The following is a 13533-nucleotide window of genomic DNA, read 5'->3' as shown; positions in this document are numbered from 1 at the left end:
CTCAGAACCTCTCCGGGAAGATCAGCGCGAGGACGAGATAGCCCAGCAGGGCGACGGCCACGACCAGGCCGACGACGTTCTCGGCGGTCACAGCTTCGTCACCCCCTTGGCGACGAGAGCCGCCAGCGCGAAACCCGCGAGCACGGTGATGACGAAGGCCGCATCGGCCATCGCGAACTCCTGGAGTGAGGTGTGGGGAAACGGACGCTTCGAGGAAAGCGCTCGGACGGCCGGATCGGGTCGCCGTTGACGGGCCCCATACGGCGGTGGCCACGGCTTTGACGGGACCTTGACGCGCCCGGCCCCTGTGGGCGGATCCGTCGCCGGCATGGGCGCCGATCCCGGCCGCGACGGCAGGGAGAGCGAGGTCACAGCCAGGGCGAGGGCAAGGTCACAGCCGCACCCACTGCTGCTCGTTCGTTAACGTGGCCTAACATCCGAGCATGACGGTCCTGCCTGACGACGGGCTTGAGCTGGCCGGCGAGTTCCCTGACGTGCCCCATGAGCAGTGGCAGCGCCTTGTGGCGGGTGTGCTGCGCAAATCGGGCAAGGACGTCGAGGGCGCCGAGGCCGAGGAAGCCCTGTCCACCGCGCTGGAGGACGGGTTGCGCACCCGCCCCCTCTACACCGCCCGTGACGCCGCGCCCGAGCCGGGTTTCCCCGGTTTCGCCCCCTTTGTGCGAGGCGGCCGTGCCGAGGGGAACACGGTCGGCGGCTGGGACGTACGGCAACGGCACTCCACGGCCGACCGTGACGCGGTGATCGCGGACCTGGAGAACGGCGTCACCTCCCTCTGGCTGACGGTCGGGGAGGGCGGCATCGCGGTGCCGGACCTCGGCCGGGTCCTCGACGGGGTGTATCTCGATCTTGCGCCCGTCGTCCTCGACGCGGGAGGCGATGCCGAGCCCGCCGCGCGGGAGCTGCTGCGGGTGTACGCGGAGCGGGGTGTCGCCCGGGACGCGGCGCGCGGCAATCTGGGCGCGGATCCGCTCGGGCACGAGGCCCGGACCGGGCAGCGGTGCGATGCCGCGCCGACGGTGGAGCTGGCGCGGCGGTGCGCCGGAGAGTACCCGGGGCTGCGTGCGCTGACCGTGGACGCGCTGCCGTACCACGAGGCCGGCGGTTCGGCCGCCCAGGAGCTGGGCTGCTCGCTGGCCACCGCGGTGGCGTACCTGCGGGAGCTGACCGGCGCCGGGCTGGACGTCGAACAGGCCTGCGCGCAGCTGGAGTTCCGGTACGCGGCGACCGCCGACCAGTTCCTGACGATCGCCAAGCTGCGGGCCGCGCGCCGGCTGTGGGCCCGGGTGGCCGAGGTCTGCGGGGCGCCGCGCGCCGGGGCCCAGCTCCAGCACGTCGTCACCTCGCCGGTGATGATGACGCGCCGCGACCCGTGGGTGAACATGCTGCGCACCACCATCGCCACGCTGGCGGCCGGTGCCGGTGGGGCCGACGCGGTCACCGTGCTGCCCTTCGACCACGCTCTCGGCCTGCCGGACGCGTTCGCGCGCCGGATCGCCCGCAACACCTCCACGATCCTCATCGAGGAGTCGCACCTGTCCCGGGTGATCGACCCGGCCGGCGGCTCCTGGTACGTGGAGCGGCTCACCGACGAACTCGCCCACGCCGGCTGGGAGTTCCTCCAGCGGATCGAGCGGCGGGGCGGCCTGGCCGCCGCCCTGCGGTCGGGGGACCTCGCGCAGGACCTCGCCGAGACCTGGCAGGCCCGCACCGGCCGGCTGGCCAAGCGGCGCGAACCCATCACCGGCGTCAGCGAGTTCCCGTTCCTCGCGGAGAAGCCGGTCGTCCGCGCGGACGCGCCCGAGCCGCGCTCCGGCGGACTGCCGCGCGTGCGCCGTGACGAGGCGTACGAGGCGCTGCGCGCCCGCTCCGACGCCCATCTCGCCGCGACCGGCTCCCGGCCCCGGATCTACCTGGCCGCGCTGGGCCCGGCCGCCGCGCACACCGCACGCCTCACCTTCGCCTCGAACCTCTTCCAGGCCGGCGGCATCGAGCCGGTCACGGACGGCACCTTCGAGGAGAGCGGCGCGACGGAGGCCGTGCTGTGCTCCAGCGACGCGCTGTACGCCGAGCAGGCGGAGGCGGTGGCGGGGCAGCTGAAGGCCGCCGGTGCCGCGCATGTGTTCCTCGCCGGGCGGCCGGGGGACCACCCCGGTGTCGACTCGTACGTCTTCGCGGGCTGTGACGCCGTGGCCGTGCTGTCCGCCACCCTCGACCGCATGGGAGTGTCCTGATGGGAATCCCCGACTTCTCCGGGATCGAGCTGGGTACCCCGGCCCCCGACGGCGGCGCCGACGAGTGGCGTACGGCGGTCAAGAACGCCTCCGGCGGGGACGACCTGCTCTGGGAGACCCCGGAGGGCATCGCCGTCAAGCCCCTTTACACCGGCCGTGACCTGGAGGGCCTGGACTTCCTCGACACGTACCCGGGTGCGGCGCCGTACCTGCGCGGCCCGTACCCGACGATGTACGCCAACCAGCCCTGGACGATCCGCCAGTACGCGGGTTTCTCCACGGCCGAGGAGTCCAACGCCTTCTACCGCCGCAACCTCGCGGCCGGCCAGAAGGGCCTGTCGGTCGCCTTCGACCTGCCCACGCACCGCGGCTACGACAGCGACCACCCGCGTGTGACCGGTGACGTCGGCATGGCGGGCGTGGCGATCGACTCGATCTACGACATGCGGCAGCTCTTCGACGGGATCCCGCTGGACAGGATGACCGTGTCGATGACGATGAACGGTGCCGTGCTGCCGGTGCTGGCGCTGTACATCGTCGCCGCCGAGGAACAGGGCGTGCCGCCCGAGAAGCTGGCCGGGACCATCCAGAACGACATCCTCAAGGAGTTCATGGTCCGCAACACCTACATCTATCCGCCGAAGCCGTCGATGCGGATCATCTCCGACATCTTCGCCTTCACCTCCCAGCGGATGCCGCGCTACAACTCCATTTCCATCTCCGGCTACCACATCCAGGAAGCGGGCGCGACGGCCGACCTGGAGCTGGCGTACACCCTCGCGGACGGTGTGGAGTACATCCGGGCGGGCCGTGAAGCCGGCCTGGACGTGGACGCGTTCGCGCCTCGGCTGTCGTTCTTCTGGGCGATCGGCATGAACTTCTTCATGGAGGTCGCCAAGCTGCGGGCGGCGCGCCTGCTGTGGGCGAAGCTGGTGAAGCAGTTCGACCCGCAGAACGCCAAGTCCCTCTCCCTGCGCACCCATTCGCAGACCTCGGGCTGGTCGCTGACCGCGCAGGACGTCTTCAACAACGTCACGCGCACCTGCGTCGAGGCGATGGCGGCCACCCAGGGCCACACCCAGTCGCTGCACACCAACGCCCTCGACGAGGCGCTCGCCCTGCCCACCGACTTCTCGGCGCGCATCGCCCGCAACACGCAGCTGCTGCTCCAGCAGGAGTCCGGCACGACCCGGGTGATCGACCCGTGGGGCGGCAGCGCGTACGTGGAGAAGCTGACGTACGACCTGGCCCGGCGGGCCTGGCAGCACATCGAGGAGGTCGAGGCCGCGGGCGGTATGGCCAAGGCCATCGACGCGGGCATCCCCAAGCTGCGCATCGAGGAGGCCGCGGCGCGTACGCAGGCCCGGATCGACTCGGGCCGCCAGCCGGTCATCGGCGTCAACAAGTACCGCGTGGAGACCGACGAGCAGATCGACGTGCTCAAGGTCGACAACTCCTCCGTGCGCGCCCAGCAGATCGAGAAGCTGCGGCGGCTGCGCGCGGAGCGGGACGAGCGGGCCTGCCAGGAGGCGCTGGACGCGCTGACCCGGGCCGCCGGCGGCGAGGGCAACCTGCTGGAACTGGCGGTGCACGCGGCCCGCGCGAAGGCCACGGTCGGGGAGATCTCCGACGCCCTGGAGAAGGTGTACGGCCGGCACGCGAGCCAGATCCGTACGATCACCGGTGTGTACCGCAACGAGACGGGAGAGTCCCCGAGCGTGGACCGCACCCGCACCCTGGTGTCCGCCTTCGAGGAGGCCGAGGGCCGCCGCCCGCGCATCCTGGTCGCCAAGATGGGCCAGGACGGCCACGACCGCGGCCAGAAGGTGATCGCCACCGCCTTCGCCGACCTCGGCTTCGACGTGGACGTCGGCCCGCTGTTCCAGACGCCCGCCGAGGTGGCCCGGCAGGCCGTCGAGGCGGACGTGCACATCGTCGGCGTCTCGTCGCTGGCGGCCGGTCACCTCACCCTCGTCCCGGCGCTGCGCGAGGCGCTGGCCGAGGAGGGCCGCGAGGACATCATGGTCGTGGTCGGCGGCGTGATCCCGCCGCAGGACGTGCCCACGCTCCTGGAGATGGGCGCGGCGGCCGTCTTCCCGCCCGGGACGGTGATCCCGGACGCGGCGTACGACCTGGTGCGGCGGCTGTCGGACGGCCTCGGGCACGAGCTGTGATCGATGTCGACGCGTATGTGAAGGGCGTGCTCGACGGGAAGCGGGCGATCATCGCCCGTGCCATCACACTCGTCGAGTCGACCCGGCCCCAGCACCGCGCGCCGGCCCAGGAGTTGCTGACCGCGCTGCTGCCGCACAGCGGCCGGGCCCGGCGGATCGGCGTCAGCGGGGTGCCCGGCGTGGGCAAGTCGACGTTCATCGACGCGTTCGGCACGCTGCTGACCTCGCTCGGGCACCGGGTCGCGGTGCTGGCCGTCGACCCGTCCTCCAGCCGTACGGGCGGCTCCATCCTGGGTGACAAGACCCGGATGGAGCGCCTGGCGGTGGACCCGTCGGCGTTCGTGCGCCCCTCCCCCACCGCGGGCACGCTGGGCGGGGTCGCCAAGGCCACCCGCGAGTCGATCGTGGTGATGGAGGCGGCCGGCTACGACGTGATCCTGGTGGAGACGGTCGGCGTCGGCCAGTCCGAGACCGCGGTCGCGAACATGGTCGACACGTTCCTGCTGCTCACCCTCGCCCGCACGGGCGACCAGCTCCAGGGCATCAAGAAGGGCGTGCTGGAGCTGGCCGACGTGATCGCCGTCAACAAGGCGGACGGGCCGCACGAGCGGGACGCCCGGGCCGCGGCCCGGGAACTGGCGGGCGCGCTGCGGCTGATGCACGGCAAGGACGCGTTCTGGACCCCGCCGGTGCTGCATTGCAGCGCCCGCGAGTCGACCGGCCTGGACACGCTGTGGGAGCGCCTCGAACAGCACCGCACCCTGCTGGACTCCACCGGCCGCCTCACCGCCAAGCGCCGCGACCAGCAGGTCGACTGGACCTGGAGCATGGTCCGCGACGAACTCCTCGGCCGGCTCCACGCCGACCCGGCGGTACGGGCCCTGGCGCCCGTGCTGGAGCAGCGCGTCCGGGAGGGCGAGCTCACCCCGACGCTGGCCGCCGAGCAAATCCTCGGCGCGCTCGGCGGCGGCTCCGAGGCAGCGGATTCCTGAACCGGGAGCCCCAGGAAGACCCAGGAAGACCCAGGACGGCCCCCGGAAGACACCGTCAGACAACCGGAACGGCGAATTCACATACCCGGCTTGCATGACTATGCAAAGTGATACATACTCTTTCTATGTCCAAGGTCCTCACCTCCCTGCCCGCCGGCGAGCGCGTCGGCATCGCCTTCTCGGGCGGTCTCGACACCTCCGTCGCGGTCGCGTGGATGCGCGACAAGGGCGCCGTCCCGTGCACCTACACCGCCGACATCGGCCAGTACGACGAGCCCGACATCGCCTCGGTGCCCGGCCGAGCCAAGACCTACGGTGCCGAGATCGCGCGTCTGGTCGACTGCCGCGCCGCGCTGGTCGAGGAGGGCCTGGCCGCGCTGACCTGCGGGGCGTTCCACATCCGCTCGGGTGGGCGGGCGTACTTCAACACCACCCCGCTCGGCCGCGCCGTCACCGGCACGCTCCTGGTGCGGGCCATGCTGGAGGACGACGTCCAGATCTGGGGCGACGGGTCGACCTTCAAGGGCAACGACATCGAGCGGTTCTACCGCTACGGTCTGCTCGCCAACCCGCACCTCAGGATCTACAAGCCCTGGCTGGACGCGGCGTTCGTGACCGAGCTCGGCGGCCGCAAGGAAATGTCGGAGTGGCTGCTCGCCCACGGCCTGCCCTACCGGGACAGCACGGAGAAGGCGTACTCCACGGACGCCAACATCTGGGGCGCCACCCACGAGGCCAAGACGCTGGAGCACCTGGACACCGGCGTCGAGACCGTCGAGCCGATCATGGGCGTCCGGTTCTGGGACCCGTCGGTCGAGATCGCCGCCGAGGACGTCACGATCGGCTTCGTCGAGGGCCGCCCGGTGTCGGTCAACGGCAAGGAGTTCGCCTCCCCCGTCGACCTGGTCATGGAGGCCAACGCCATCGGCGGCCGGCACGGCCTGGGCATGTCGGACCAGATCGAGAACCGGATCATCGAGGCCAAGAGCCGCGGCATCTACGAGGCCCCGGGCATGGCCCTGCTGCACGCCGCCTACGAGCGGCTGGTCAACGCCATCCACAACGAGGACACCCTCGCCCAGTACCACGCCGAGGGCCGGCGCCTCGGCCGGCTGATGTACGAGGGCCGCTGGCTGGACCCGCAGGCGCTGATGATCCGCGAGTCGCTCCAGCGCTGGGTCGGCGCCGCCGTCACCGGCGAGGTGACGCTGCGGCTGCGGCGCGGTGAGGACTACTCCATCCTCGACACCACGGGCCCGGCCTTCAGCTACCACCCGGACAAGCTGTCCATGGAGCGCACCGAGGACTCGGCGTTCGGCCCGGTCGACCGGATCGGCCAGCTCACCATGCGCAACCTCGACATCGCCGACTCCCGCGCCAAGCTGGAGCAGTACGCCGGCATCGGCCTGATCGGCACCGGCAGCCCCACCATCGGCGCCTCCCAGGCCGCCGCGACCGGGCTGATCGGCACCATGCCGGAACTGCCGCAGGGCGGCGCCGAGGCCATCGCCTCCCGGGGCGCGGTCTCGGAGGAGGACGCGTGGCTGGACCGGGCGGCGATGGAGTCCGGCACGGACTGACCCCCGGCAGCACCGCCGAGAGGCCGGCTCGACACCACGTCGAGCCGGCCTCTCGCCGTTGTGATCAGCAGGACCGGCGGGGTGACGGGACGACCCGGCACGGCACCGCGAAGTCGCTCACCCGCTGTCGCACTTCGGCCGTCGCCACGAGTCGACCTGGGAGCCCAGCACCCATCAGGGCATCGACATCTGGGGCCATACCCCGTCGGACGGACGATCGTCGGCGAACTCGCCCGGTCCGGATCGCCGCACCGTCCCTCACACGCACCGGGGACACCGTCCCCGCCCTCGGCGGCAACGGTGTCCCCGGCGACTGAGCACTGTCTCAGCGCGTGCCGGCCATCTCCCGGACCGGTGCGTCGAGGGAGTCCAGGCCGCGCAGGATGTCCTCCACGCGCTGCTTGGCGTCTCCGAAGAGCATCTGGGTGTTCTCCCGGAAGAACAGCGGGTTCTGCACACCGGCGTACCCGGCGGCCATGGAGCGCTTGAAGACGACCACGTTCGCCGCCTCCCACACGTGCAGGACCGGCATGCCGGCGATGGGGCTGGAGGGGTTGTCGGTGGCGGCCGGGTTGACGGTGTCGTTGGCGCCGATGACCAGGACGACCGAGGTGGCGGCGAAGTCGTCGTTGATCTCGTCCATCTCCAGGACGATGTCGTAGGGCACGTTGGCCTCGGCGAGCAGCACGTTCATGTGCCCGGGCAGCCGGCCGGCGACGGGGTGGATGCCGAAGCGCACCTCCACGCCCCGCTCGCGCAGCTTGCGCGCCAGTTCGGCGACCGGGTACTGGGCCTGGGCGACGGCCATGCCGTAGCCCGGGGTGATGATGACCGAGGTGGCGTCGCGCAGCAGTTCGGCGGTCTCCTCGGCGGTGATCTCGCGGTGCTCGCCCTGCTCGCCGTCCTCGGCGGACGCCGCCGGGGTGCCGAAACCGCCCGCGATCACCGAGAGGAAGGAGCGGTTCATCGCCTTGCACATGATGTACGACAGGTAGGCGCCGGAGGAGCCGACCAGCGCGCCGGTGACGATGAGCAGGTTGTTGGAGAGCAGGAAGCCCGAGGCCGCCGCGGCCCAGCCGGAGTAGCTGTTGAGCATGGAGACGACGACCGGCATGTCACCGCCGCCGATGGAGGCGACCAGGTGTGCTCCGAGGGCGAGCGCGATCACGGTGACCGCGATGAGCAGGCCCATGCCGGGGCGTGCGACGAACGCCACCGTGAGCGCGACGAACGCGACGAGCGCGCCGATGTTGAGGACGTGCTTGCCGGGCAGCGTGAGCGGGCGGGAGTTGATGCGTGCCGACAGCTTCAGGTACGCCACGACGGAACCGGTGAAGGTGACGGCTCCGATGAACACCCCGATGAACACCTCGGCGTGATGGATGCCCAGCAGGGAACCGGACAGCTCGGCGTCGACATCGAGGTAGCCGTTCCAGCCGACGAACGCGGCGGCGAGGCCGACGAGGCTGTGCATGATGGCGATCAGCTCGGGCATGCCGGTCATCTCGACCACCCGGGCCCGCCACAGGCCGATGCCCGCGCCGAGAGCGGTGGCGACGGCGATCAGCACGAGGCCGGTCGCGGTGATGCTGCCGGAGGCGAGCCCGACCGTGGCGGCCAGGGCGACGACCATGCCCGCGATGCCCCAGACGACTCCGGAACGGGACGTCTTGTGCTGGGAGAGGCCGGCGAGGCTGAGGATGAACAGCAGCGCGGCGACGACGTAGGCGGCCTGTGCGGCCGTGTCTGTGGTCATCCGTGATCAGCCCTTCGAGAACATGCCGAGCATGCGGCGAGTGACGGCGAATCCGCCGAAGATGTTGATGCTCGCCAGCAGGATCGCGGCGAAGGACAGCACGGTGACGGCGGTGTTCCCGTGCCCGATCTGCAGCAGCGCGCCGACCACGACGATGCCGGAGATGGCGTTGGTGACCGACATCAGCGGGGTGTGCAGCGCGTGGTGCACATGGCCGATGACGTAGAACCCGATGACGATCGCCAGTACGAACACCGTGAAGTGGCCGATGAGTTCGCTCGGGGAGAAGGCCGTCACGAGGAACAGCGCGAGCGCTCCGGCGGCCACGAGCGCGTACGAGGACCAAGCCGGGCGGGCGGGCTTGGCCGGTGCCTCGGAGGGGGCCGGTTCCGGCTTCTTCGCCCCGTCCGGGGCAGGTGCCGCGGACACCTGGACCGGGGGCGGCGGCCAGGTCTTCTCACCCTCGCGGACCACGGTCATCGAGCGCTGCACCACGTCGTCGAAGTCCAGGACGAGCCGGCCGTCCTTACCCGGAGTGAGCAACTTCAGCAGGTTGACGACGTTCGTGCCGTACAGCTGCGAGGCCTGGGCGGGCAGCCGGCCGGGCAGATCGGTGTAGCCGATGATCGTCACGTCGTTGTCGGTGACGACGGCCTTCCCCGCGACCGTCCCCTCGACGTTGCCGCCCTGGGCGGCCGCCATGTCGACGATCACGCTGCCGGGCTTCATGCGCGCGACGTCCTCGGCGGTGATCAGCCTCGGCGCCGGGCGGCCCGGGATGAGCGCGGTGGTGATGATGATGTCGACGTCGGCGGCCTGCTCGGCGTACAGCTGCGCGGCGAGCCGGTTGTAGTCGTCGGAGGTGGCCTTGGCGTAGCCGTCGGTGCTCACTTCCTGCTGGGCGCCCACCGCGAGGAACTCCCCGCCCAGCGAGCGCACCTGCTCGGCGACCTCCGGCCGGGGGTCGGTGGCGCGGACCACGGCACCGAGGCTGCGGGCGGCGCCGATCGCGGCGAGCCCTGCCACCCCAGCCCCGGCCACCAGCACCTTGGCCGGCGGCACCTTGCCGGCGGCGGTCACCTGACCGGTGAAGAACCGGCCGAAGGCGTGCGCGGCCTCGACCACCGCCCGGTATCCGGCGATGTTCGCCATCGAGCTGAGCACGTCCAGGGACTGGGCCCGCGAGATCCGCGGGACGGCATCCATGGCGAGCACGGTGATCGGCCGTCCGGCCAGTTCTTCCACCAGCTCCGGGTGGAGCGCGGGACCGATCAGCGCGATCAGCGTCGCCCCGTCACGCAGCCGGCCGATCTCCTCGGTCGAGGGGGCGTTGACCTTCAGCAGGACCTCCGCCTGCCACGGGTCACCGAGCCGCGCTCCCGCCTCCTCGTAGGCCGCGTCGGAGAAGCGGGACGAGGCTCCCGCTCCCGGTTCGACCGTCACGTCATACCCGAGCGCGACGAGTCTCCCCACGGTGGCCGGCGTGGCCGCCACCCTGGTCTCGCCCGCAGTGGATTCGGCCGGTATGCCGATCCCCTGGGGTTGCGGTTCCGCTGGGACCATCGTCTGCCTCTCCCGTCGTTCGACTGCCTGTCCTCCTTGGTGCCCGCATCCTGCACGTTCGACGCGGCATCCGTGGCGGACCGTGGTCACATGGCCGAGGAGGTCGTCCTCACACCGCCGAAGGGTTGCCGAGGGACGCGTTCGGCGGTATCGGTGTGCCCCCCGGGGCGGAAGAGTCCTGTGATGCGACACGGCATCGCCGAGCGCAGACTGATGGGGTGAGCAGCACGCGCCCGGGGCGCGGCGAGGCCGCGACCCCCTCCCGATCCGCACCGCGGCAGACCATCGCGCTGGCGGCGATGATGTTCGCCGTCGCCATGACCTTCATCGACCAGACCATCGTGTCCATCGCGGCCCCGGACATCGTCCGCGAACTGGGTCTGTCGTCCTCCGGCATGCAGTGGGTGGTCAACGCCTACCTGCTGGCCCTCGCCGCGTTCTTCGCCCTCGGCGGCCGCCTCGCGGACCTCTACGGGCCACGCCGGGTCGTCGTGATCGGCACGCTGGTGTTCGTCGTCTCGTCGGTGCTGTGCGGCTGCGTCCCCGAGGGCGGCGCCGCGCAGGCCTGGCTGATCATCTTCCGCGCCACCCAGGGGCTCGGGGCGGCCCTGCTGTTCCCGGCGGCCCTGGCCGTGGTGGTGGCGGTGTTCCCGGTCGAGCGGCGGGGCCGCGCCCTCGCCCTGTTCTTCGGGGTCACCGGCGCGCTGACCGCCATCGGCCCGCTGCTGGGCGGCTGGCTCACGAACTGGACCTGGCGCGCCGTGTTCTGGGTGAACGTGCCGGTGGCGATCGTGGCGCTGGTCCTCACGGCCCTGGCGCACATCTCCGACCGGCGGCGGTCCGGCACCCTGGACGTCCCGGGCGCCGCCCTGATCGCGGCCGGTATGGGCCTGAGCGTCCTGGGCTTCCAGCAGGCCTGGTCCTGGGGCTGGGACAGCTGGGCGACCTGGGTGTGCATCGCGGGCGGCCTCGCGCTACTCGCCGGGTTCGTCCGCTACGAGCAGCGGGTGGAGCATCCGCTGATCGACCTGCGGGTCTTCCGGGACAAGGCGTTCACCGTGGACGCGGCGGTGCTGTTCTTCTCGATGCTCGCCTTCGTCCCGCTGTTCTTCTTCACCTCCGTGTACGCCCAAGTCTCCTTGAGCGCCTCACCGAACCAGGCGGCCCTGTTCCTGCTGTACTTCTTCGTGGGCTTCGCCATCGCCTCGCAGTGGGGCGGCCGGATCCTCGACAAGAAGGGCGCGCGCCCGGCCCTGAAGCTGGGCACGGCCGTGGGCTGTGTCGGATTCGCCCTGTGGGCGGGCAAGCTCACCGACCTGTCCATGCACGACCAGTGGCCCTACGCGGCCCTCGCCGGGGCCGGCATCGGCTTCGTCCTGGCGCCGGCCTCCACGGACGCCGTCAACCGGGCCATCGGCGCCTCGTACGGCGAGGTCACCGGCATCACCCAGACCGTGCGCAACTACGCGGCGAGCGTGGGCCTGGCCGTCTACGGCACGATCCTGACGCACGTCACGACCGACAACGTGGTGGGCACCCTGACGTCCCGGGGCATGTCCACCGCCGACGCGGACACCGCGGCCCGCGACGTCACCGAGTCGATCACCGGCAGCGGTGACTCCCGGCCGCCCACCGGCACCGGCCAGGCCGCCGAGGCGACCCGGGAGTCGATGTCCGCGATCCGCATGGACTTCGCCGAGGCGAACCAGTGGGTGTTCTACGGCATGGCCATCGCCCTGGGCATCGGCTTCCTGTGCGCCCTGCGGCATCCGGGCGGCAAGGTGGACGCGAACGCGAAGGTGGAGGAACCGGCCACCCGGGCCCACTGACGCCGCCCGTCAGGAGGGGAACAACGCGTCCGTGCGCTCCTGGATCTGGTCCGGCGTCAGGTCCTCGATCGTCTGGGAGATCATCCAGAGATGGCCGAACGGGTCGGCGAGGCGGCCGCCGCGCTGTCCGTAGTGCTGGTCGGCGACAGGGTGCACCACCGTCGCCCCGCCCCGCAGCATGGCCTCGGCCACGGCGTCGGCGTCGGACACGTCGAGGGCCATGATCACCGGGCTGCCGCCGAGGGAGGTCGGCGCCGGGTCGCCGGCGTCGGCGTCCTTGACCGCGATCGATGCGCCGCCCAGACGCAGCATGGCGTGCACGATCTTCCCGTCCGGGCTTGTGTACCGCTCGATCTCCTCGGCGCCGAGCGCGGTCCGGTAGAAGTCGATCGCCCGGGGCCCGTCGGGAACCACGAGCCGGGCGTAGAGCCGGGTGACGGTGTGCTGTGCGTGTGCGTTCGTCATGCCTTCACGATCGCCGGTGCCCGGGGATCGTGGATTGTAGAAAACGGCCGGCCCGGACCGTTCACCTGTCCAGCGGCACGTGGTTGCGTTCCAGCGGTGAGCGCGGTGCGTACGCGGTCGGGGTGATCCCGGCCAGCGCCCGGAACTCGTGGATCAGGTGCGCCTGGTCGTGATAGCCGCAGTCCGCGGCGAGCACCGCCCAGTCCGGCGCCCCCTGCCCGGCGTTGACGCGGCGCAGGAGCCGCTGGAAGCGCCGTACCCGGGCGTACCGCTTGGGTGCGAGTCCCAGCTGGTCGCTGCAGCGGCGGGCCAGCCGCCTGGCGGTCCAGCCCAGCCGGTCGGCGACCTCGGCGACGGGCGTGCCCCGGTCGAGCAGTGCGGCGGCGAGGCGGACGGCCGGGTCGGGCTCCAGGGGGCGTCGCGCCCGCGCCAGCATCGCCGCCTCGAGCTCCCGCAGCCCGGCCTCCGGGCCACCTGCGGCCATGGCCTCCAGCAGTCGCTCGCGCAGCACCGCGCCGTCCGTGCCCCACAGCTCGTCGAGCCCGGCCAGTTCGTCTCGGACGGCGGAGACCGGGGCGGTGAGGAAGGGGTGGACGCCCCCGGGCCGGAACGCCACCCAGACGACGGCCCGCTGCTGTGCCGGGTCGATCAGGGCCGGCTCCGTGTACGGCCCGTGCACGGCCGCGCCGCGGGTACGCCGGTGCGGGCCCCGCAGCGGGGAGGAGGACAGGGCGTCCCCGTCGAGGTTGACCAGCAGCTGCGCCCCACCCGTCGGCAGGGCCAGCTCGGCGGAGTGCGCGAACCGCCCCTCGGCGTAACCCATCGCGCCGATCAGCGGCACCAGGGCGCTCGCCGACGGGCGGACCGTGAGCGAGACCGGCGTCGGCCCCGCCGCAGGAGCCGGACGTGTCATGGGTCCAGC

At 71.8% G+C, this 13533-nt stretch carries 10 protein-coding genes; 5 read left to right on the top strand and 5 right to left on the bottom strand.

Annotation, left to right across the window (positions count from 1 at the left end; translation table 11 throughout):
- Position 1: 1 nt before the first annotated feature.
- The gene (gene kdpF, locus ACIRDU_RS06880; protein WP_009326374.1) at positions 2-91 is read right to left on the bottom strand and encodes a K(+)-transporting ATPase subunit F; all 90 of its coding nucleotides are present in this window, start codon (positions 89-91) and stop codon (positions 2-4) included.
- A 352-nt stretch (positions 92-443) separates the two neighbouring features.
- Between kdpF and ACIRDU_RS06875 the strand changes: the two genes are divergently transcribed.
- From ACIRDU_RS06875 to argG, 4 genes are all read left to right on the top strand, one after another.
- The gene (locus tag ACIRDU_RS06875; RefSeq protein WP_403575553.1) at positions 444-2252 is read left to right on the top strand and encodes a methylmalonyl-CoA mutase family protein; all 1809 of its coding nucleotides are present in this window, start codon (positions 444-446) and stop codon (positions 2250-2252) included.
- On the top strand, positions 2252-4426 hold the full coding sequence (gene scpA / locus ACIRDU_RS06870) for a methylmalonyl-CoA mutase (RefSeq protein WP_403575551.1): 2175 nt from the start codon (positions 2252-2254) through the stop codon (positions 4424-4426). The genes ACIRDU_RS06875 and scpA overlap by 1 nt, the downstream gene beginning before the upstream one ends.
- Positions 4423-5418, top strand: a complete 996-nt coding sequence (gene meaB / locus ACIRDU_RS06865) for a methylmalonyl Co-A mutase-associated GTPase MeaB (protein WP_403575549.1) — start codon at positions 4423-4425, stop codon at positions 5416-5418. The genes scpA and meaB overlap by 4 nt, the downstream gene beginning before the upstream one ends.
- Positions 5419-5543: 125 nt before the next feature.
- Complete coding sequence (argG, locus tag ACIRDU_RS06860) at positions 5544-6998, top strand: argininosuccinate synthase (RefSeq protein ID WP_403575547.1); 1455 nt, start codon at positions 5544-5546, stop codon at positions 6996-6998.
- A 325-nt stretch (positions 6999-7323) separates the two neighbouring features.
- On the opposite strand, the gene pntB is transcribed toward argG, so the two are convergent.
- Both pntB and ACIRDU_RS06850 read right to left on the bottom strand, forming a co-directional pair.
- Positions 7324-8754 carry a Re/Si-specific NAD(P)(+) transhydrogenase subunit beta gene (pntB, locus tag ACIRDU_RS06855; RefSeq protein WP_403575545.1) on the bottom strand — a complete coding sequence of 477 codons (1431 nt, stop codon included), beginning with the start codon at positions 8752-8754 and terminating at the stop codon, positions 7324-7326.
- A gap of 6 nt (positions 8755-8760) precedes the next feature.
- The gene (locus ACIRDU_RS06850) at positions 8761-10317 is read right to left on the bottom strand and encodes a Re/Si-specific NAD(P)(+) transhydrogenase subunit alpha (RefSeq protein ID WP_403575543.1); all 1557 of its coding nucleotides are present in this window, start codon (positions 10315-10317) and stop codon (positions 8761-8763) included.
- Between the two features lie 299 nt (positions 10318-10616).
- On the opposite strand from ACIRDU_RS06850, the gene ACIRDU_RS06845 reads away from it, so the two are divergent.
- Positions 10617-12146: an MFS transporter gene (locus ACIRDU_RS06845; protein ID WP_403577282.1), complete on the top strand. Its 1530-nt coding sequence runs from the start codon at positions 10617-10619 to the stop codon at positions 12144-12146.
- Between the two features lie 9 nt (positions 12147-12155).
- Here ACIRDU_RS06845 and ACIRDU_RS06840 read toward each other — a convergent pair whose 3' ends face one another.
- Both ACIRDU_RS06840 and ACIRDU_RS06835 read right to left on the bottom strand, forming a co-directional pair.
- Entirely contained in the window at positions 12156-12611 is a 456-nt protein-coding gene (locus tag ACIRDU_RS06840) for a VOC family protein (protein ID WP_403575541.1), read from the bottom strand.
- Positions 12612-12672: 61 nt separating this feature from the next.
- Entirely contained in the window at positions 12673-13524 is an 852-nt protein-coding gene (locus tag ACIRDU_RS06835; protein WP_403575539.1) for a helix-turn-helix domain-containing protein, read from the bottom strand.
- Between the last annotated feature and the right edge of the window lie 9 nt (positions 13525-13533).

This window comes from Streptomyces sp. NPDC093598, assembly GCF_044764825.1.
Classification (GTDB): domain Bacteria; phylum Actinomycetota; class Actinomycetes; order Streptomycetales; family Streptomycetaceae; genus Streptomyces.
The sequence above is the reverse complement of the archived record's forward strand: the minus strand, read 5'-3'. Positions and strand labels throughout refer to the sequence as shown.

Coding starts and splice junctions, on each gene's coding strand:
- ACIRDU_RS06875 (WP_403575553.1), top strand. CDS start 444: ATGACGGTCCTGCCTGACGACGGGCTTGAGCTGGCCGGCGAGTTCCCT.
- scpA (WP_403575551.1), top strand. CDS start 2,252: ATGGGAATCCCCGACTTCTCCGGGATCGAGCTGGGTACCCCGGCCCCC.
- argG (WP_403575547.1), top strand. CDS start 5,544: ATGTCCAAGGTCCTCACCTCCCTGCCCGCCGGCGAGCGCGTCGGCATC.
- pntB (WP_403575545.1), bottom strand. CDS start 8,754: ATGACCACAGACACGGCCGCACAGGCCGCCTACGTCGTCGCCGCGCTG.
- ACIRDU_RS06850 (WP_403575543.1), bottom strand. CDS start 10,317: ATGGTCCCAGCGGAACCGCAACCCCAGGGGATCGGCATACCGGCCGAA.
- ACIRDU_RS06845 (WP_403577282.1), top strand. CDS start 10,617: ATGATGTTCGCCGTCGCCATGACCTTCATCGACCAGACCATCGTGTCC.
- ACIRDU_RS06840 (WP_403575541.1), bottom strand. CDS start 12,611: ATGACGAACGCACACGCACAGCACACCGTCACCCGGCTCTACGCCCGG.
- ACIRDU_RS06835 (WP_403575539.1), bottom strand. CDS start 13,524: ATGACACGTCCGGCTCCTGCGGCGGGGCCGACGCCGGTCTCGCTCACG.